Genomic DNA, 18,636 nt, shown 5'->3' with positions numbered 1-18,636 from the left:
CTCCGAAGCATCGTCCGGGCGGCCGAAAAGGGGTTGATTGTGGTCAGACTGTTCAGTCACTACGTACCTTCCGTCACGCTCATGAGACTTATCGCCGAGGCGATCGTGCTGTTGATCGCCGGTTTCGGCGCCGCCTGGATCAGCGCGCCCGCCAGCATGGAATCGCTGTTGCCCGCGCTGTTGCCGGCTTCGGTTTTCGCCATCCTGATGACGCTGCTGATGAGCGCGCTGGGCCTGTACCAGCGGGAACAGCCGCGCAACCTGTCCGAACTGGTCGGCCGCGTGCTGTTCGCCTTCCTGCTCGGCCTGCCGGTTGCCTACATGGTGTTCCGCCTGCTGCCGCAGGGCAGCGTCGCGATGCCGGCACTCGATGTGTCGCTGTGCATGGGTTTCGGCGGCATCCTGCTGCTGCGCGCGGCGTCGTTCCTGCAGGCCGACGGCGCCGGCATGTTCACGCGGCGCATCCTGGTCGTCGGTACCGGCGCCGAAGCGGCTTCCGTCTGGGCCAGCGTATCGACCTCGGCCAGCGCCACCCACACCATCGTCGGTTTCGTGCCGGTCGGTGCTGAAGAGGCGATCGAAGTGCCGGCCACGCTGGTGATGCCGGAAGGCAGCTGTGTCATGCAATTGGCCCGCGATCACCGCGCCAACGAAATCGTCGTGGCAGTGCGTGAGCGCCGCGGTGGCGTGCTGCCGCTGCGCGAACTGCTGGACTGCAAGCTGGCGGGCGTCACGGTGAATGACCTGTCGAGCTTCTTCGAGCGCATGCGCGGCCAGGTCCGTCTGGACACGCTGCGTGCCAGCTGGCTCATCTACGGCGACGGCTTCCGCCAGGGCTTTGCCCGCAGCGCGGTCAAGCGCGTGTTCGACATCGTCGCCGCCAGCGTGCTGCTGGTCGTGACTGCGCCCATCATGCTGCTGGCGGCCATCGCCATCGCGATCGAATCCGGCTTCCCGGTCATCTACCGCCAGGAGCGGGTCGGACAGGGCGGCCGTACGTTCAAGGTGCTCAAGTTCCGCAGCATGCGTCTGGACGCCGAAGCCGACGGCAAGCCGCGCTGGGCTGGCAGCAACGACGACCGCATCACCCGCGTCGGCCATTTCATCCGCAAGACCCGCATCGACGAACTGCCGCAGATCTTCAACGTGCTGCATGGCGACATGAGTTTCGTCGGCCCGCGCCCGGAGCGTCCTTTCTTCGTCGATCAGCTGACCGACCAGATCCCGTTCTACGCCGCCCGTCACAGCGTCAAGCCGGGCATCACCGGCTGGGCCCAGGTGCGCTACAGCTACGGCGCTTCGGTCAACGACGCGGTGCAGAAGCTGCAGCAGTACGACCTCTACTACGTGAAGAACCACACCCTCTTCCTCGACATCCTGGTGCTGCTGCAGACCGTGCGTGTCGTGCTGACCGGCGACGGCGCCCGCTGATCGTCGCCCCTGTGTCCGGCCGGCCGCGCGCTGCGCGCCTGGCGGGTCACGGGCACAATGCGGTTCATTGCAACACTTCTGACGCCGCGTCCTGATGGATTCCCTTCCCGCTGCCTTTGCGCTTTACGCATACGCTGCGGCCGCGCTCGGATTCGCCGCCTTCTGCCTGCAGCTCTTCATGAGCGCCAGCCGGTCGCCGCGCGCCCGCCTGCTCGGCTGGTGCATGGTGGGCGGCGCGCTGTGGTGTGCCGCCATGACCGGATTCGTCTGGCGCCCCCATCCGCTCTGGTGGACGCTCGCGCACGCGGCCGATGCCCTGCACTACCTGCTCTTCCTGTTCTTCCTCGCCGCCTGCGTCGTCAACCCGGACGGGCGCCAGCCGCTGAGCGATCTGGTACGCAAACCTTCCTGGCTGATACGGCTGGCCCTGATCACGGTCCTGCCCTGCGCGCTGGCTTATGCCGCGCTGTCCTGGGTGCTGCCGCGTGACGCGGGCGTGCTGGTCTGGCTGATGGGATGCGGCCTGGGGTTGAGCCTGCTGGGCGCGGTGATGACCGAGCAGTTCTACCGCAACACGCCGCAGCAGTGGCGCTGGGGCGTCAAGCCGATGACGCTGGGTCTGGGCTTCACGCTGGTGTTCGACCTGTATTTCTTCTCCGAAGCGCTGATGTTCCGCGAGCTGGACCCGACCCTGTGGGCGGTGCGCGGTCTGGTGCACGCCATCGCCATCCCGCTGTTCGCGGCGTCGTCGGCGCGCATCCGCGAGTGGTCGATCCGGCTCAATGTGTCGCGCGAAGCGGTATTCCATACCTCGGCGCTGGTGATCACCGGCGCGGCGCTGCTCATCATCGCGTTGGCCGGCTACTACGTCCGCTTCTTTGGTGGCGAGTGGGGCGCGGCACTGCAGACCGTGGTTTTGGCCGCCGGTGCGCTCGGGCTGGTGGCGTCTATCGCCTCGGGCAGCGTGCGCGCCTGGCTGCGCGTGTTCGTGAACAAGCACTTCTTCAGCTTGCGCTACGACTACCGGGCGGAGTGGTTGAAGCTGGCCGACACGCTGTACAGCGCCTCCAACGTCAACACCCTGCGCGAAGCGTCGATACGGGTGATGGCCGATCTGGTCGAAAGCCCGGGCGGCATGCTGTGGCTGCGCAACGAGCAGGGCGTGTACGCGCCAGCGGCACGACTCAACCTGCCGGCCATCGACGCGCGCGAGCCGGCCGACAGTCCGTTGATCGCGCTGCTGCTCGGTCGCATGTGGGTGGTCAATATCGAGGAGCATCGCTCGCGCCCCGGCGTGTACGGTCATATGCGCCTGCCGGAATGGGTGGCGCAGATCCCCGAGGCCTGGCTCATCTGCCCGCTCGGCAGCGAGGACATGCCGCTCGGCTTCGTCGTGCTGTGCCGCCCGCGCGCCCTGGTCAACCTGAACTGGGAGGTGCGCGATCTGCTGAAAACGGCCGGCCGCCAGGTGGCTGGCGTGCTGAACCAGACGCAGGCGATGGAAGCGTTGATCGAGGCGAAGAAGTTCGAAGCCTTCTCGAAGATGAGCGCCTTCGTCGTACACGACCTGAAGAACCTCATTGCCCAGCTCACGCTGCTGCTGCGCAACGCACAGAAGCATCGCGACAACCCGGAATTCCAGCAGGACATGCTGGAGACCATCGAACATGCGGTCGGCCGCATGAACAGCATGCTGCTGCAGCTGCGTTCCGGCACCCAGCCGATCGAGCAGGCGGCGCCGGTGTCGCTGACGCCGCTGCTCGAAAGGCTGCACCGGTCGCGCGCGCGCAGTGGCTGTGCGCTGGCGCTCGAAGTCGAGAGCGGACTGGTGATCCGTGCTCATGAAGACCGGATAGAGCGGGTTGTTGGGCATCTTGTGCAGAATGCACTGGATGCCACGCCGCAAAACGGTAAAGTCAGCATCAGGGCGCGCAGCGGACAGGAAGGCGTCGTGGTCGAGGTCGAGGACAACGGCTGCGGCATGACCGAAGAGTTCGTGCGCGAGCGCCTGTTCAAGCCGTTCCAGTCCACCAAGGCGAACGGCATGGGCATCGGCGCCTATGAAAGTTTCCGCTACATCCAGGATCTGGGTGAACGCATTGAAGTAATCAGCGAGCCGGGGCGGGGCAGCCTGTTCCGGCTCGTGTTTCCTCAGCAGACGGCCGCGGTGGCCGTCGCCTGACCGGGAGTGACATGGCTGACAAGGGTCGTACGCTGTTGATCGTCGAGGACGATCCTGCGCTGCAGAAGCAGATGCGCTGGAGCTTCGACGATTACGAAGTGGTGCTTGCCAGTGACCGCGAATCGGCGCTGGCGCAGATACGGCGCCACGAACCGGCGGTCATCACGATGGACCTGGGTCTGCCGCCGGCGCCGGACGATGTGACCGAAGGCATGGCCCTGCTCGGCGAGATCATGGCGCTGGCACCGCAGTCCAAGGTGATCGTGCTGACCGGACAGAACGATCGCGCCAACGCCTTGCGCGCGATCGGCATGGGCGCCTACGACTTCTACGCCAAGCCCTTCGAACCCGAACTGCTGGCGCTGCTGATCGAGCGCGCCTTCCGCCTGCACGATCTGCAGGCCGAGAACACACGCCTGGCCAATCAGAACCTCGGTGTCGAAGGCCGCTTCATCACACGCGACGCGAATATGCTGCGCGTGCTGCGCACCATCGAGAAGGTGTCGGCGACGCGCGCCACCGTGCTGCTGCTGGGCGAGAGCGGCACCGGCAAGGAGGTGCTGGCGAAGACGCTGCACGACCGTTCGGAGCGTGCCGGCGAACGATTCGTCGCGATCAACTGCGCGGCCATCCCCGACAACCTGCTCGAAAGCGAGTTGTTCGGCTACGAGAAGGGCGCCTTCACCGGCGCCACCAAGCAGACGCCGGGCAAGATCGAAGTGGCCAACAAGGGCACGCTTTTCCTCGACGAGATCGGCGACCTGCCGGGCCCGCTGCAGGCCAAGCTGCTGCGTTTCCTGCAGGAACGGGTGATCGAGCGGCTGGGCGGCCGCGACGAGATTCCGATCGACGTGCGCGTGGTGTGCGCCACCCACCAGAACCTGCAGACGCTGATCGGCGAAAGCCGTTTCCGCGAGGATCTGTATTACCGCCTGGCGGAAATCGTCGTCACCATTCCGCCGCTGCGCGAACGCGAGGGCGATGCCGCGCTGCTGGCGCATTCCTTCGTCAAGCGCTTCGCCGGTGAGCAGGGGCGCAGTTCGATGTCGCTGTCGCGCGAGGCGGTGGCGGCGATCGAGGCGCACAAGTGGCCGGGCAATGTGCGTGAGCTGGAGAACTGCATCAAGCGCGCCACCATCATGGCCGACGGCAACCAGATCATGGTGCCCGACCTGGGCCTGAAGCCGGCGGAAGAGAACGGCAGCTTCTTCAATCTGCGCCAGATCCGCGAGGAAGCCGAGCGCAAGGCCGTCGTCAGCGTGCTGGCGCGCGTTGACGGCAATATGGTCAAGGCCGCCGAAATGCTCGGCGTGAGCCGGCCGACCCTTTACGACCTGATGAATCGTTTCGGCCTGCGCTGAAACCGACCTGGAGCATCGCTCTTGAACCCCACATTCCCGACCCTTCCGCGAGTCAGCCGACTGCTCGCCGTACTCCTCTGCGCATCGGCGCTGGCTGCGTGCGACCGCAGCAAGCCGCCCGAGGCGTTGCTGGCGGAGGCGCGTTCGGCGTTCGAGCGTAATGATCTGCAGACGACGGCGATCCAGCTGAAGAACCTGCTGCAAAAGGATCCTTCGAACGCCGCCGCCCGCTACGAGTTGGGACGCCTCCACATGCTGACCGGCGATGCGCCGTCGGCGGTCAAGGAACTGACCCGTGCGCTCGATGCCGGGCATCCGGCGGAAGAGGTGGCCCCCCTGCTGGCGCGCGCCATGGTCGAGGCCGGCGAGAGCAAGCAGGCGATCGAACGTCTGGGCACGACCAAGCTGTGACGCCGGCCGCCAGCGCCGACCTCCGGGCCGCGATCGGTCATGCGCAGCTCGCGGTGGGCAACAAGGACGGCGCGAAAGTGGCTTTCGACGAGGTGCTCTCGGTCAACCCCAACCATCTCTATGCCGCACTGGGCAAGGCGCGCCTGCTCGGTACGCAGCGTGAATTCGCCAGTGCCCACGCGCTGCTCGACAAGGTGCTGGCTGCAGATCCGAAGAGTGCCGAGGCCTGGTTCCTCGATGCCGAGATGAGATCGGCGCAGGGGCAGTTCGAGCAGTCGATGGCGTCCTATCGCAAGGTCTACGAGGTCAAGCCGAGCAACGTCACGGCGCGCTTTGTCGTCGTGTCGGCGCTGGCGAACGAAGGTAAGATCGAAGAAGCGCGCAAGGAGCTGGCGGCGCTGCGCAAGGTGTCGCCCAAGGCGCCGGAAGCCAACTATCTCGACGGCCTGCTGCTGGTGAAGGAGCGCAAGTTCGTCGAGGCGCGGGACCGTCTGAACAAGACGCTCGCTGTCGCGCCGAACTACGTGCCGGCGCTCGGACTGGCCGCGCTGACCGAATTCGAGCTGCAATCCTATGCACTGGCCGAACAGCACGCCGAAAAGGTGATCGCGCACGGCGGTGACTCGCTGTTCATCCGCAAGGTGCTGGTCGGCGCCTATCTGAGGACCGGCCGGCTGGACAAGGCGAGACAGGCGCTGGCTCCGCTGCTCAAGTCCAGCCCCGGGAATCCGGAAGTGCAGGCGCTCGCCGGTCAGGTCTATCTGACGGGTGGCGACGCCAAGGGCGCCGAGGCGGCGTTCGAGATCGCCGCGAAGAAGCAGACCGAAGACGCCGACGCGCAATCGCGGCTGGGCTTGAGCCGACTGGCGGCCGGCGATCGCGAGGGGGGTATCGCGGCGCTGGAAGAGGCGGTCAGGCTGGATGCGGCGAGCGGTCGGCCGGATATCGTGCTGATCGTTGCGCATCTGCGCAACCGCGACGCCGACCGCGCGCTGGCGGCGATCGATGCGCTGGAAAAGAAGCGCCAGATCGACCCCATGAGCATCAATCTGCGTGGCACCGCCTATCTGCTGAAGAACGACCCCGACCGCGCGCGCGCCGAGTTCAAGCGTGCGCTTGAACTCGATCCCGCGTATTTCAGCGCGGCCAACAACCTCGCCCGCATGTACGTGACCGAGGACAAGATCGCCGACGCGGAAGCGGTGCTGCAGCAGTTCGTCGCCAAGTCGCCGAAGAACGCCGACGCGCTGATGGCGCTCGCCGGTCTCAAGGCACGCACGCCGGACGGCTCGCCGGAGTCGCTCAAGCTGCTGCGGCAGGCCATCGACGCCGATCCGAAGCAGGTGAATCCGCGGCTTGCGCTGATCGAGCTGCACCAGCTTTCGGGCGACCGCGGCAAGGCGCTGGCGGCCGCAAACGAGGCGCTCAACGCACTGCCGGACGAACCGCGCGTGCTTGACGCGCTGGCGTTGGCGCAGGCACGTGCCGGCGAACTGGAAGCATCGGTGGCTACGCGTACCAAGCTGGTTGAGCGCGACCCGACCTCGGTTCGCGCTCAACTGAATCTGGCGGCTACCCAGGTTGCCGCGAAGCGGGACGCCGAGGCGATCCAGACACTGCGCAAGGTGCTGGCGCTGCAGCCGGAAACGGTCGAGGCGCAGAACATGCTGATCACCATCCACCGCAGCCGGAACGCGGTTGACGAGGCGCTCCGCGTGGCGCGCGACGTCCAGCGTCAGCGGCCCAAGGCGGCGCTGGGTTACGTGATGGAAGGCGAGCTGATGATGTCCTCGTCGAAGGCGGATCAGGCAATCAAGGCGTATCGCGAGGCCTTGAGCCGCGAGCGCACGGCCACCAACGTCACCCGCCTGCACGCGGCCCTTGAGCGGGATGACAAGGCGGCCGACGCGCGCGCGCTGGTCGATGGCTGGCTCAAGGACAATCCGAAGGACGTCGAGGTGCTGCTCTACCTGGGCGATGTCGCCCTGGTCCGCAAGTCGCTCGACGAGGCGCGGACACGTTACGAAGCGGCGCTCGCGCGCTCGGCGAACAATGTGATCGCACTGAACAACCTGGCCTGGATCGCCGCCCAGCAGAAGGATGCGCGGGCCCGCAGCTATGCGGAAAAGGCCTACGCACTGGCACCGCGCAACCCCGCCGTGCTCGACACCTACGGCGGCATTCTGCTCGCCGCCGGCGACGCTGATCGGGGTCTGCAGATGATGCGTCAGGCGGTCGCGGCGGCGCCGTTCGCCAACGATCTGCGCCTGAATCTGGCGCGGGGGCTTGCCGGCGCCGGGCGCAAGGGCGACGCGCGCAAGGAGCTGGAGCCGCTGGTTGCGCTGGGCAGCAAGTACGAACGTGCCGCCGAGGTGGCCGATCTGATGAAAACTCTTTGAACTGAATCCGGATAGAAAACCATGACCAAAGTTGCTGTGATCGGCCTCGGCTACGTCGGCCTGCCCCTGGCTGTCGAATTCGGCAAGAAGATGCCGACCATCGGTGTGGACATGTCGGCCGCCAAGGTGGCCGCCTACCGCGAATTCGTCGATCCGACCGGCGAGGTGAGCAGCGAGGACCTGCGCGCCGCCACCCAGCTGACGGTGACCACTGACGGTGCAGCGCTGGCCGAAGCCGACTACATCATCGTTGCCGTGCCGACGCCGGTCGATGACGCGCACCAGCCGGATTTCTCGCCGCTGGTCGGCGCTTCGGAAACCTGCGGCAAGCACATGAAGCGCGGCGCCATCGTCGTGTTCGAATCGACCGTCTATCCGGGCGCCACCGAAGAGGTGTGCATTCCGGTGATCGAGAAGTTCTCCGGCATGAAGTGGCTGCAGGACTTCAACGTCGGCTACTCGCCGGAACGCATCAACCCGGGTGACAAGGAGCGCACGGTCACCAAGATCCTGAAGGTGGTGTCGGGCGACACGCCGGATACGCTGAAGAAGGTGTCCGACCTGTACAAGGCGGTCATCACCGCCGGCGTCTATGAAGCGTCCAGCATCAAGGTGGCGGAAGCGGCCAAGGTGATCGAGAACACGCAGCGCGACCTGAACATCGCCTTCGTGAACGAACTGGCCATCATCTTCGGCAAGATCGGCATCGATACCGAAGAGGTGCTGAAGGCGGCGGGCACCAAGTGGAACTTCCTGCCCTTCCGTCCGGGCCTGGTCGGCGGCCACTGCATCGGCGTCGATCCGTACTACCTCACCCACAAGGCGGACATGCTGGGCTATCACCCGCAGGTCATCCTGGCCGGTCGTCGCATCAACGACGGCATGGGCAAGTATGTCGCCGAGCAGACGGTGAAGAAGCTCATCCAGAGCGGCGCCTCGGTCAAGGGCGCGAAGGCGCTGGTGCTTGGCCTCACCTTCAAGGAGAACTGTCCCGACCTGCGCAATTCGCGCGTGATCGACGTGATCCGCGAACTGCAGAGCTACGGCGTCGAGGTCATCGTGCATGACCCGGTGGCCGAGTCGAAGGAAGCCGAGCATGAATACGGCGTGTCGCTGACTGACTGGGACGACATTCCCAAGGTCGAGGCTATCGTGGCTGCCGTGTCGCACAAGGAGTTCGCCGCCCGTCCGCTGTCCGACTACGTCGGCAAGCTGAAGGCCGGCGGCGTGCTGGCCGACATCAAGTACCAGTTCGACGCGGCCGCGCTGGAAGCGCAGGGCGTCGGCGTCTGGCGTCTGTGAGACCCACGTGACACTGCCTGCAACCCTGCCCGAGTCCCTGTCTGCTGCGCTGGCCGCGCGCCCGCGCCGCTGGCTGGTGACCGGTGCCGCCGGCTTCATCGGTTCGCATCTGGTCGAAGTGCTGCTGCACGCCGGCCACAACGTGGTCGCGCTGGACAACTTCTCGACCGGCCATCAGCGCAACCTCGACGAGGTGCTGGGCGGCCTGCCGTCGCAGGCCGCCGCGCGCCTTGACTTCGTCGAGGGCGACATCCGCGATCTGGCGACCTGCGCCCGGGTGTGCAGCGGCGTCAACGTGGTGCTGCACCAGGCGGCGCTCGGCTCGGTGCCCCGTTCTCTGGCCGATCCGATCACCTCGCACGATTCGAACGTAAACGGCTTCCTGAACATGCTGGTCGCCGCGCGCGACGCCGGCGTCGGTCGCTTCGTCTATGCCGCCTCGAGTTCGACCTACGGCGATTCGCCCAACCTGCCCAAGGTCGAGGACGTGATCGGCAAGCCGCTGTCGCCCTACGCGGTGACCAAGTACATCAACGAGCTATACGCCGACGTGTTCGGTCGCTGTTACGGCCTGTCCTGTGTCGGCCTGCGCTACTTCAACGTGTTCGGCGCGCGCCAGGACCCGGAAGGCGCCTACGCCGCGGTGATTCCGCGCTGGGCGCGCGCGCTGCTGCTCGGCGATACGGTGCAGATCAACGGCGATGGCGAAACCAGCCGCGATTTCTGTTACGTCAACAACGCGGTGCAGGCCAATCTGCTGGCCGGTCTGACCGAGCGTGCCGACGCGGTGAACACCGTCTACAACGTCGCCGCCCACCGTCAGACCTCGCTGAATCAATTGTTTGCAGCGATGCGTGACGAACTCGTGAAACGATTCCCGGACATCGCCGGCGCCCAGGCGCACTATCGCGACTTCCGTGCAGGTGACGTACGCCACTCGCTGGCAGATATTACCCGCGCGCAAACGCTGCTCGGCTACGCGCCGACACACGACGTGTCGCGCGGTCTGGCCGAGGCGATGAACTGGTATGTGGCGCGTTTTGCGCCGGCGACGCTTGCCTGACGATGAAGCCTGTACGACTCGCCCTGTTGATGGTTGCCTGCTGCGCCAGCGCGCCGGTGCTGGCGCTCGAGCCTGAAGCGGCCGCGCGCAGTCTGCTCGCCGAGGCGCGATCGTTCGAGCACGGCGAAGGCGTGCGGCGCGACACCGCCCGCGCAGCGGCGCTCTACTGCCAGGCGGCCAAGCTCGGTGACGCCGAGGCGCAGTTCAATCTGGCCTGGATGTACGCCAACGGCCGCGGTGTCGAGCGCGACGATGCGCTGGCCGCGACCTTCTTCGATCTGGCGGCCCGGCAAGGCCACGAACACGCGCAGCGCATGCTGCGCTTCACCGGTGCGCCGACGCGTGAACTGCCGCTGTGCATGCAGGATCCGCCGGAGCCCGAACCGGTGATGACCGCCGACATCGATCCCGATCTGGAGGCGGCCTTCGGTACCACTGCCGATCGCAAGCGCGTGATCGAGATCGTGCGCGAACTGGCGCCGCATTTCGACATCGACCCGCAACTGGTGCTGGCCGTGATCGGCACCGAGTCGAATTTCAATCCCAAGGCGCGCTCGCCGAAGAACGCGCAGGGCCTGATGCAACTGATTCCGGAAACCGCGCAGCGTTTCAACGTCCGCGATACCTTCGATCCGGTGCAGAACATCCGCGGCGGCATGGCCTACCTGCGCTGGCTGCTCGCCTATTTCGAGGGCGACGTGGTGCTGGCGACGGCCGGCTACAACGCCGGCGAGGGGGCAGTGGACCGCTACAAGGGCGTACCGCCCTACCGTGAGACGCGCGAATACGTGAAGCGCATCCAGACCCTGTTCCGCAAGACCGAGCATCGCTACGACCAGAACGTGACCACGCCGTCGCCGGTGCTGCGCACGCTCGTGTCCCGTCGTGGCTGAGCGCACACCGTACGATCGTCGGCGCCGCCTCGTCTGCGCAGCGTTGCTGTCGTCGCCGCTGCTGGCGCGTGCCGCGTTGAGCGACACCATCGTGCGCATCAAACCGTCCATCGTCATCGTTGGCACCAATATGCGATCGCGCGCGCCCAGCTTCGAACTGAAGGGCAGCGGCTTCGTCATCGGTGATGGCACGCTGGTCGCGACCAATGCGCACGTGGCCAGCGTGCCGCTCGACGCCGACCGTTTCGAAACGCTGGCGGTGATCGCCAGCGTGACGGCCGTCAGCAACTGCGCGAGGCGCGTATCGTCGCCTCGAGCACGGAGAATGATCTGGCGATCCTGAAGATCCAGGGCGCCGCGTTGCCGGCGCTGAAGCTCGGCGACTCGTCCAACGTGCGTGAGGGCCAGTCGGTGGCCTTCACCGGTTTCCCGATCGGCAGCGTGCTGGGTTTCACCCCGGTGACCCATCGCGGTATCGTGTCGGCCATCACCCCGATGGTGATTCCGGTCGATAACGTGAGCCAGCTCAACGCGGCCAACCGCAACCGCCTGGCGCGGGGCACCTTCACCGTGTTCCAGCTCGATGCCACCGCCTACCCTGGCAACAGTGGCAGTCCGCTGTTCGATCCGGACAGCGGTGAAGTGATCGGCGTGATCAACATGGTGCTGGTCAAGGCGGGCAAGGAAAGCGTGCTGTCGCAGCCCAGCGGCATCAGTTACGCGATACCGGCCAGCCATCTGTCGGCCCTGCTCGCCACCGTGCGCTGAGGCGGCACGGGGGCGAAAACCGCGGCTGCTATAATTCGCGGCACTTTCGGCTTATTCTGCCGATCAATCCTGCCGAACCTGTTGCCCCAACGCCCGTCCATGTCCCTGTTTGCGCTCGGTCTCAACCACCACACGGCCCCGCTTGCCGTGCGCGAACGCATGACCTTCCTGCCGGAAGCCCTGCCCGACGCGCTCGGCCAGCTGACGCGCGTACGACCGGTGCAGGAGGCGGCCATCCTGTCCACCTGCAATCGCACCGAGCTGTACTGCGCGACCAACGACCCCGACAGCGCACTGGACTGGATGGCCGAGTACCACCGCATCGGCCCGTCCGAGATCGCCCCCTATATATACAGGTTGGAGCACCAGCAGGCGGTGCGCCACGTGTTCCGCGTGGCCAGCGGCCTTGACTCGATGGTGCTGGGCGAGCCGCAGATCCTCGGCCAGATGAAGCAGGCGGTGCGTCTCGCCGAGGGCGCAGGCACGCTGGGTGCGTTGCTGCATACACTGTTCCAGCGCAGCTTCGCCGTTGCCAAGGAAGTGCGTTCGACCACCGCGATCGGCGCCAACATCGTGTCGATGGCGGCGGCGGCGGTACACCTGTCGGAGCGTATTTTCGGCAGCATTTCCGGCCAGCGCGTGCTCTGTGTCGGCGCCGGCGAAATGATGGAGCTCTGTGCGGCGCACTTCGCCGGCTGTACGCCGCGCGACATGGTGATCGCCAACCGCACGCTCGACCGGGCGCAGGTGCTGGCCGAGCGTTTCGCGCGCAGCGACCTCAAGGTCGGTGCGATCCGCCTCGACGAACTGGGTGAGCGCCTGGCCGACTTCGACATCGTGCTGTCCTGTACGGCCAGTCCGCTGCCCATCATCGGTCTGGGCATGGTCGAGCGGGCGCTGAAGCAGCGCCGCCACCGGCCAATGGTGATGGTCGATCTCGCCGTGCCGCGCGACATCGAAGCGGAAGTCGACAAGCTGGGCGACGTATTTCTCTATACCGTTGACGATCTGGCGCAGATCGTCGATTCCGGCCTCGAATCGCGGCAGGCGGCGGTGGTCGAGGCGCAGGCCATCATCGACGCGCGGGTCGCCAACTTCCTGCAGTGGGTGCAGGCGCGCGAGGCGGTGCCGGCCATTCGCGCGTTGCGCGGTCACGCCGAGGAAATGCGCGCCGCCGAACTCGAGCGCGCGCTGCGCGCCATCGCCCGTGGCGAAGCGCCGGACCGCGTGCTCGACACGCTGTCGCGCAATCTGACCAACAAGCTGCTGCACGGTCCGACGCGCTTGCTCAACGAAGCACCGCCTGAGGCGCGCGAGCAGATCGAAGGCCTGGTGCAGCGCCTGTTCCCGCAGCACGACCGCGACGCCTAGCGGCGCGCCTGTCCGTCCGCCGTGCCGGCTCGTCCGGCGCGGGTTCTTCTCCTCGAATTCCTCCGCATGAAGCCGCGCATCGCCGAAAAACTCGAACAGCTGTCAACCCGACTCGCCGATCTCGACGCGGCGCTGGCCGACCCCGGCGTGACGGCCGACATCGATCATTACCGCAAGCTCACGCGCGAACACGCCGAACTGACACCGGTCATCGCGCTCTACCAGGCCTGGTGCCGGGCGCGCGACGACGCTGAGGCCGCGCGCGGCCTGCTGGCCGACGCCGACATGAAGGAACTGGCCCAGCTCGAAATCGAGCAGTCGGCCGCCGACATGCAGCGACTCGAAGGCGAGTTGCAGCGCGCGCTGCTGCCGAAGGATCCGGACGACGGTCGCAACGTGTTCCTTGAAATCCGCGCCGGCACCGGCGGCGACGAATCGGCGCTGTTCGCCGCCGATCTGTTCCGCATGTACTCGCGCTACGCCGAGCGCAATCGCTGGAAGGTCGAGGTGGTGTCGGCGAGCGAATCCGACCTCGGCGGCTACCGCGAAATCATCGCCCGGGTGAGCGGTGACGGCGTCTATCAGCGGCTCAAGTTCGAGTCAGGCGGCCACCGCGTGCAGCGGGTGCCGGTGACCGAAACCCAGGGCCGCATCCACACCTCGGCGTGCACGGTCGCGGTGATGGCCGAGGTCAACGAGGTGGCCGAGATCGACATCAATCCGGCCGATCTGCGCATCGACACCTTCCGCGCCTCCGGCGCGGGCGGTCAGCACATCAACAAGACCGATTCGGCGGTGCGCATCACGCACATTCCGACCGGCATCGTGGTCGAGTGTCAGGATGACCGCAGTCAGCACCGCAACAAGGCGCAGGCGATGTCGGTGCTGGCGGCGCGCATCCGCGACGCGCAGGTGCGCGCGCGCGACAGCCAGATCGCCTCGACCCGCAAGAGCCTCGTGGGCAGCGGCGACCGCTCGGAGCGCATCCGCACCTACAATTTCCCGCAGGGCCGGATGACCGATCACCGCATCAACCTGACGCTGTACAAGCTGGACGCCATCATGGACGGCGACCTGAGCGAACTGATGGACGCGCTGGCGCACGAGCACCAGGCAGAGCAGCTCGCGCAGCTGGCGGAGGAAGGCGCCTGACCGGCGTCCGCTCATGACGCTCGACGACTGGCTGCGCGCCGCGCGCACCCGCATCGACAGTCGCGACGCGCAGGTGCTGGCCGCGCACACGCTGAGCTGCGACCGCGCCGGACTGATCGCGCGCGGGCGCGACGCGCTGGACGGGGCCACGCTGGTCGCACTCGATGCCCTGCTCGAACGGCGCGCGGCCGGCGAGCCGGTGGCCTATCTGGTCGGCCGGCGTGAATTTTTCGGGATGGATCTGGTGGTCGCGCCCGGCGTGCTGATTCCACGGCCGGAAACCGAGGGGCTGGTCGAACTGGCGCTGGCGCGCATCGGCGATCTGCCGTCGCCGCGCGTGCTCGACGCCGGCACCGGTTCCGGTGCCATCGCGCTGGCGATCAAGGCGCAATGTCCGCATGCGCAGCTGACGGCGCTCGACCGCTCGGATGCGGCGCTGGCGATCGCCCGTGGCAACGCGCAACGGCTCGGACTTGAAGTCCGCTTCGTCGCCTCAAACTGGCTGGAAGCTGTCGCCGGCGAAAGCTTCGATTGCATCGTGTCCAATCCGCCGTATATTCGGGCCGACGATCCGCATCTGGCGCAGGGCGACCTGCGTTTCGAACCGCCGGCGGCGCTGGCCAGCGGTGAGGACGGGCTGGATGCCTTGCGCACGCTGTGCCGGCAGGCGCCGCAGCACCTGGTCAACGGCGGATGGCTGCTGTGCGAACACGGTTACGATCAGGCACCGGCAGTGCGCGCGCTGATGCGTTGCGCCGGGCTTGCCGACGTCGCGTCGTGGCGCGATATTGCCGGCATCGAACGGGTCAGCGGAGGACGGTTGGCCCCGGAATGATCCGACGTGGATGGGGCGTATTCGCCCCGTCTGCGTCCCTACACACTGTCCGTGCGCAGGCGCGGTCAGACAGCTGACTTTCAAACATCCGCAAAGGAAAGAGACATGAGTGCCCAGGAACGCATCAAGGAAACCGTCACCGGCAACCCGGTCGTGCTGTACATGAAGGGCACGCCGCAGTTCCCGCAGTGCGGCTTTTCCGCCACCGCCATCCAGATCCTGAAGCACCTCGGCGTGCAGAACCTGCACACGGTTAACGTGTTGGAAGACGCTGAAATCCGTCAGGGCATCAAGGACTACGCCAACTGGCCGACCATCCCGCAGCTCTACATCCGCGGCGAATTCATCGGCGGCTGCGACATCATGAAAGAGATGTTCCAGTCGGGCGAACTGAAGAAGGAGCTGGAGGGCCTCTGATCGACGCCCGTCGTGCGCGGACGCGGGGACTGTCCGCTTCCGCGCACAGGGTCGCTGCTCGAAGGTCGCTTCAGTCCGTTGCCGGCAAGGGCTGCGGATTGCCGTTCCACACCCATTCGAGCAGCGCCTCCAGCACCGGCTGAGCGCGTTTCGCGTTCGGGTGGTTGAGCCAGGCGACCATCAGCACGCGCTGACCGTTGCGGTCCAGCACATAGCCGGCAATGGATCGCGTGTCGGCCAGCGAACCGGTCTTCAGGTGTGCCTGGCCGGCCAGCGGAGATGTCTTCAGCCGCCGGCGAAGGGTTCCGTCGACCGCCAGCACCGGCATCGACGATACGAATTCGGGCATGACCGGGCTGGTCCAGGCGCGGCGCAGCAGCGCGGCCAGGTCGTAGGCCGACAGGCGCTCCACCCGTGACAGACCGGAGCCGTTGTCCATCACCAGGCTGGGCAGCGGCAGGTTGCGCTGCGCCGCCCAGGCACGTACGCCGGCGGCCGCGCCGGTCGTGTCCGCCGGCGCACCGGACGGAGACAGCGCGAGGAAGAGCTGGCGCGCCATTACGTTGTTGCTGTACTTGTTGATGTCGCGGATCACTTCGGCCAGCGGCGGCGAATCGATGCCGCCGAGCACCGCCGCGTTGATCGGCGCTACCCCTTCGCGCACCCGGCCGCTGATGTGCCCGCCCAGTTCCGCCCACATCGCGCGCAGCGCGCGAGCGAAGAAGTCGGCGTGCGGCAGCGGTGCGACGTTCCAGATGCGCTCGCCACAGTCGCGCGCGTAGCGGCCGCTGATCTGCAAGCTCAGTGCCCCGTTGCCGGCTGGCTGGACGGCGGCGAACAGCGCGTCCTTCCAGTCGCCGCAGTCGCCCGCCACCAGCTGGACCCGGTTGTCGATCTGCACGCCGTCCAGCGGCGGTTCCGACCACAGCGCGGGCGCGCCACCGTCGGTGGGCTGCAACCGGACACGCAGTGCGTTGTGTGCCAGCAGCAGCGCGTCCGGGCCGACGTTGTAGGGCGCCAGCGGTTCGTTATCGAAGGCGCCCGGGTCGTGTGCGAGCGTGGCGTAGCGGCTGCGATCGGTCACCACGTCGCCGCGGATGTCACGGATGCCGCGGCTGCGCAATTCGCGCAGCAGCAGCCAGAACTGTTCCATCGACAACGCCGGGTCGCCGCTGCCGCGGATGTAGAGATCGCCGTCGAGCACGCCGTCGCGCGGCGCCACCGTGGCCAGCAGTTCGGTGCGCCAGCTGTAGGCCGGGCCCAGCGTGTCGAGCGCGGCGTAGGTGGTGACCAGCTTCATCACCGACGCCGGATTCATCGGCTGCTTCGCGCGGTGGCTGATCCGTGCCGAGCCGCCCTCGACCGACTGCACCACCACCGATATCGCCGACGGCGGGATGTCGGCCGCGCGCAGTGCCTGCAGTACCGGCACCGGCAGCACCGCCAGCGCGAGCGGCGACAGCAGGGTCAGCAGCGCAGCGAGCAGCAGGCGCATCGGCTCAGGCGATGCGCGACAGGTGGCGGCGCACCGAGGCGCTGGCACCCAGCCAGCCGAGCAGTGCGCAGAGGGCCAGCAGCACCGCCCAGTCGAGCACGGCCAGCGGACGCAGCACGAATTCCAGACTGTAGAGGCCAGCCAGTTCGCTCATCGGCTGCGCCAGCATGCGCGTGGCGACCAGCGTCAGAAGGCCAGCCAGCGCGCCGCCCAGCAGGCCCTGCAGTGCGCCGAACCAGTGGAAGGGGCGACGTATCCAGGCGTCGGTGGCGCCGAGCAGGCGGCTCACTTCGATCTCGTCGCGCTGGGTGAGCAACTGCAGCCGTATCGTGTTGAAGGTCACCGCGACCAGACCCAGGCCGAGCACGCCGGCCAGCATGGTGAGTGCCTGCCGGCCGAGCGCGATCAGCGCGTCCAGCCGCTTGGCCCAGTCGGAATCGAGCTGTACGTGTTCGACCTCGGGCAGCTTCGCCAGATCGGCGCGCAGCGCTTCGAGCCGCTCGGCGTCGGCGTCCTTCAGCCGCACGACGAAGGCGTCGGCGAAGGGGTTGTCCGGCAGCGCGTCGAGGATTTCCGCCAGCGCATCGTTGTCGCGGAAGCGCTTCAGCGCCGCGTCGCGCGAAATCAGTTCTACGCGGCCCTCCCTGGCAAGGGCGCGGATCTTCTTCTCGCTGTCTTTCACCACGTCGGCGCTCGCGCCCGGCTGCATGAACACCGATATCTCCGGCGCTGCGCTGACATTGCCCGCCAGCCGCTGCAGATTTCCGAGCAGCATGTAGCCGGTGGCCGGCAGTGCTGCGGCGATGCCGACCACGAGGGCGGCCAGCAGCGTGTTGAAGGGCTGGCGGACCATCTGTCGGGCGGCGCGCAGCCCTGCGCGCATCTGCAGACGCAGCCAGTTCATTGCAGCTTCCCGTGCGCCAGCGATAGCCGGCGCGGTGCGTAGCGTTCGAACAGTCCGCCGTCGTGCGTGGTCAGCAGCACGGTCACGCCCGCCTCGTTGAAGGAGCGGAACAGGTCGGCGATGTCGCGCGCGTAGGCGTCGTCGAGATGGGCGGTCGGTTCGTCGGCGAGCAGGATCTGCGGCCGGTTCACGATGGCGCGGGCGATGGTGAGGCGCTGCTGTTCGCCGCCGGACAGTTCAACCGGCATCGCCTTGTCGCGGCCGGCCAGGCCCACGCGCTCGAGCGCGGCGCTGACCCGCTTCGCCGCTTCGCGCGGCGGGTGACTGCTGATGGCCAGCGGCAGCATCACGTTGTCGAAGGCGCTGCGGTCGAACAGCAGGCGCTGGTCCTGCATGATCAACCCGATCGAGCGCCGCCAGTAGGGCAGGGCGGCGCGCTTGAGCGCCGACACGTTTTCGCCGCCGACCAGCACCTGGCCTTCGGTCGGGCGTTCGAGCACCGCCAGCAGCTTGAGCAGCGTGCTCTTGCCGGCGCCGGAGTGGCCGGTCACCACCACCATTTCGCCGCGTGCGATGTCGATGTCAACGCGTTCGAGTGCGGTGTGGCCGCCGGGGTAACGCTTGGTGACCTGTTCGAAGCGGATCATGCGTC

Annotated in this window: 15 protein-coding genes and 1 pseudogene; 13 read left to right on the top strand and 3 right to left on the bottom strand. The window is 67.1% G+C overall.

The window, feature by feature from the left end:
• The first annotated feature begins 81 nt into the window (after positions 1–81).
• The 13 genes and pseudogenes from ACQ66H_RS17930 to grxD all read left to right on the top strand — a co-directional run bounded on the left by ACQ66H_RS17930 (position 82) and on the right by grxD (position 15,585).
• Entirely contained in the window at positions 82–1,431 is a 1,350-nt protein-coding gene (locus ACQ66H_RS17930) for a TIGR03013 family XrtA/PEP-CTERM system glycosyltransferase (RefSeq protein ID WP_430435141.1), read from the top strand.
• 94 nt (positions 1,432–1,525) lie between these two features.
• Entirely contained in the window at positions 1,526–3,613 is a 2,088-nt protein-coding gene (prsK, locus tag ACQ66H_RS17925) for an XrtA/PEP-CTERM system histidine kinase PrsK (protein ID WP_430435140.1), read from the top strand.
• A gap of 11 nt (positions 3,614–3,624) precedes the next feature.
• On the top strand, positions 3,625–4,974 hold the full coding sequence (gene prsR, locus ACQ66H_RS17920; protein ID WP_019916780.1) for a PEP-CTERM-box response regulator transcription factor: 1,350 nt from the start codon (positions 3,625–3,627) through the stop codon (positions 4,972–4,974).
• Positions 4,975–4,995: 21 nt separating this feature from the next.
• Positions 4,996–5,385, top strand: a complete 390-nt coding sequence (locus ACQ66H_RS17915) for a tetratricopeptide repeat protein (RefSeq protein ID WP_430435139.1) — start codon at positions 4,996–4,998, stop codon at positions 5,383–5,385.
• Positions 5,382–7,784 carry an XrtA/PEP-CTERM system TPR-repeat protein PrsT gene (gene prsT / locus ACQ66H_RS17910; protein ID WP_430435138.1) on the top strand — a complete coding sequence of 801 codons (2,403 nt, stop codon included), beginning with the start codon at positions 5,382–5,384 and terminating at the stop codon, positions 7,782–7,784. The genes ACQ66H_RS17915 and prsT overlap by 4 nt, the downstream gene beginning before the upstream one ends.
• Before the next feature lie 21 nt (positions 7,785–7,805).
• Positions 7,806–9,086 (top strand): nucleotide sugar dehydrogenase, encoded by a 1,281-nt coding sequence (locus ACQ66H_RS17905; protein ID WP_019916782.1) that lies wholly within the window; start codon positions 7,806–7,808, stop codon positions 9,084–9,086.
• Positions 9,087–9,093: 7 nt separating this feature from the next.
• Positions 9,094–10,149 carry an SDR family oxidoreductase gene (locus tag ACQ66H_RS17900; RefSeq protein WP_430435137.1) on the top strand — a complete coding sequence of 352 codons (1,056 nt, stop codon included), beginning with the start codon at positions 9,094–9,096 and terminating at the stop codon, positions 10,147–10,149.
• A 2-nt stretch (positions 10,150–10,151) separates the two neighbouring features.
• Positions 10,152–11,042: a transglycosylase SLT domain-containing protein gene (locus tag ACQ66H_RS17895; protein WP_430435136.1), complete on the top strand. Its 891-nt coding sequence runs from the start codon at positions 10,152–10,154 to the stop codon at positions 11,040–11,042.
• Positions 11,035–11,810, top strand: a pseudogene (locus ACQ66H_RS17890) (S1C family serine protease). The gene ACQ66H_RS17895 and the pseudogene ACQ66H_RS17890 overlap by 8 nt, the downstream one beginning before the upstream one ends.
• Positions 11,811–11,909: 99 nt before the next feature.
• Positions 11,910–13,181 carry a glutamyl-tRNA reductase gene (gene hemA / locus ACQ66H_RS17885; RefSeq protein ID WP_430435135.1) on the top strand — a complete coding sequence of 424 codons (1,272 nt, stop codon included), beginning with the start codon at positions 11,910–11,912 and terminating at the stop codon, positions 13,179–13,181.
• A 66-nt stretch (positions 13,182–13,247) separates the two neighbouring features.
• On the top strand, positions 13,248–14,333 hold the full coding sequence (prfA, locus tag ACQ66H_RS17880) for a peptide chain release factor 1 (RefSeq protein WP_430435134.1): 1,086 nt from the start codon (positions 13,248–13,250) through the stop codon (positions 14,331–14,333).
• 13 nt (positions 14,334–14,346) lie between these two features.
• The gene (gene prmC / locus ACQ66H_RS17875) at positions 14,347–15,168 is read left to right on the top strand and encodes a peptide chain release factor N(5)-glutamine methyltransferase (RefSeq protein WP_430435133.1); all 822 of its coding nucleotides are present in this window, start codon (positions 14,347–14,349) and stop codon (positions 15,166–15,168) included.
• A gap of 105 nt (positions 15,169–15,273) precedes the next feature.
• Positions 15,274–15,585 (top strand): Grx4 family monothiol glutaredoxin, encoded by a 312-nt coding sequence (grxD, locus tag ACQ66H_RS17870; protein ID WP_019916790.1) that lies wholly within the window; start codon positions 15,274–15,276, stop codon positions 15,583–15,585.
• A gap of 70 nt (positions 15,586–15,655) precedes the next feature.
• Here grxD and dacB read toward each other — a convergent pair whose 3' ends face one another.
• Genes dacB through ACQ66H_RS17855 form a run of 3 tightly spaced genes read right to left on the bottom strand, consistent with a single transcriptional unit; the run spans position 15,656 to position 18,631 of the window.
• Entirely contained in the window at positions 15,656–17,080 is a 1,425-nt protein-coding gene (dacB, locus tag ACQ66H_RS17865; protein ID WP_430435132.1) for a D-alanyl-D-alanine carboxypeptidase/D-alanyl-D-alanine endopeptidase, read from the bottom strand.
• Between the two features lie 4 nt (positions 17,081–17,084).
• On the bottom strand, positions 17,085–17,984 hold the full coding sequence (gene ftsX, locus ACQ66H_RS17860; RefSeq protein ID WP_430435131.1) for a permease-like cell division protein FtsX: 900 nt from the start codon (positions 17,982–17,984) through the stop codon (positions 17,085–17,087).
• Positions 17,981–18,631 carry a cell division ATP-binding protein FtsE gene (locus tag ACQ66H_RS17855; RefSeq protein WP_020165844.1) on the bottom strand — a complete coding sequence of 217 codons (651 nt, stop codon included), beginning with the start codon at positions 18,629–18,631 and terminating at the stop codon, positions 17,981–17,983. Before ACQ66H_RS17855 ends, ftsX begins: the two co-directional genes overlap by 4 nt.
• Between the last annotated feature and the right edge of the window lie 5 nt (positions 18,632–18,636).

Origin of the sequence: Methyloversatilis sp. (assembly GCF_965284615.1) — a bacterium.
Lineage (GTDB): Bacteria > Pseudomonadota > Gammaproteobacteria > Burkholderiales > Rhodocyclaceae > Methyloversatilis.
Note: the sequence above shows the minus strand (reverse complement) of the source record. Positions and strands in the feature narration are given on the sequence as shown.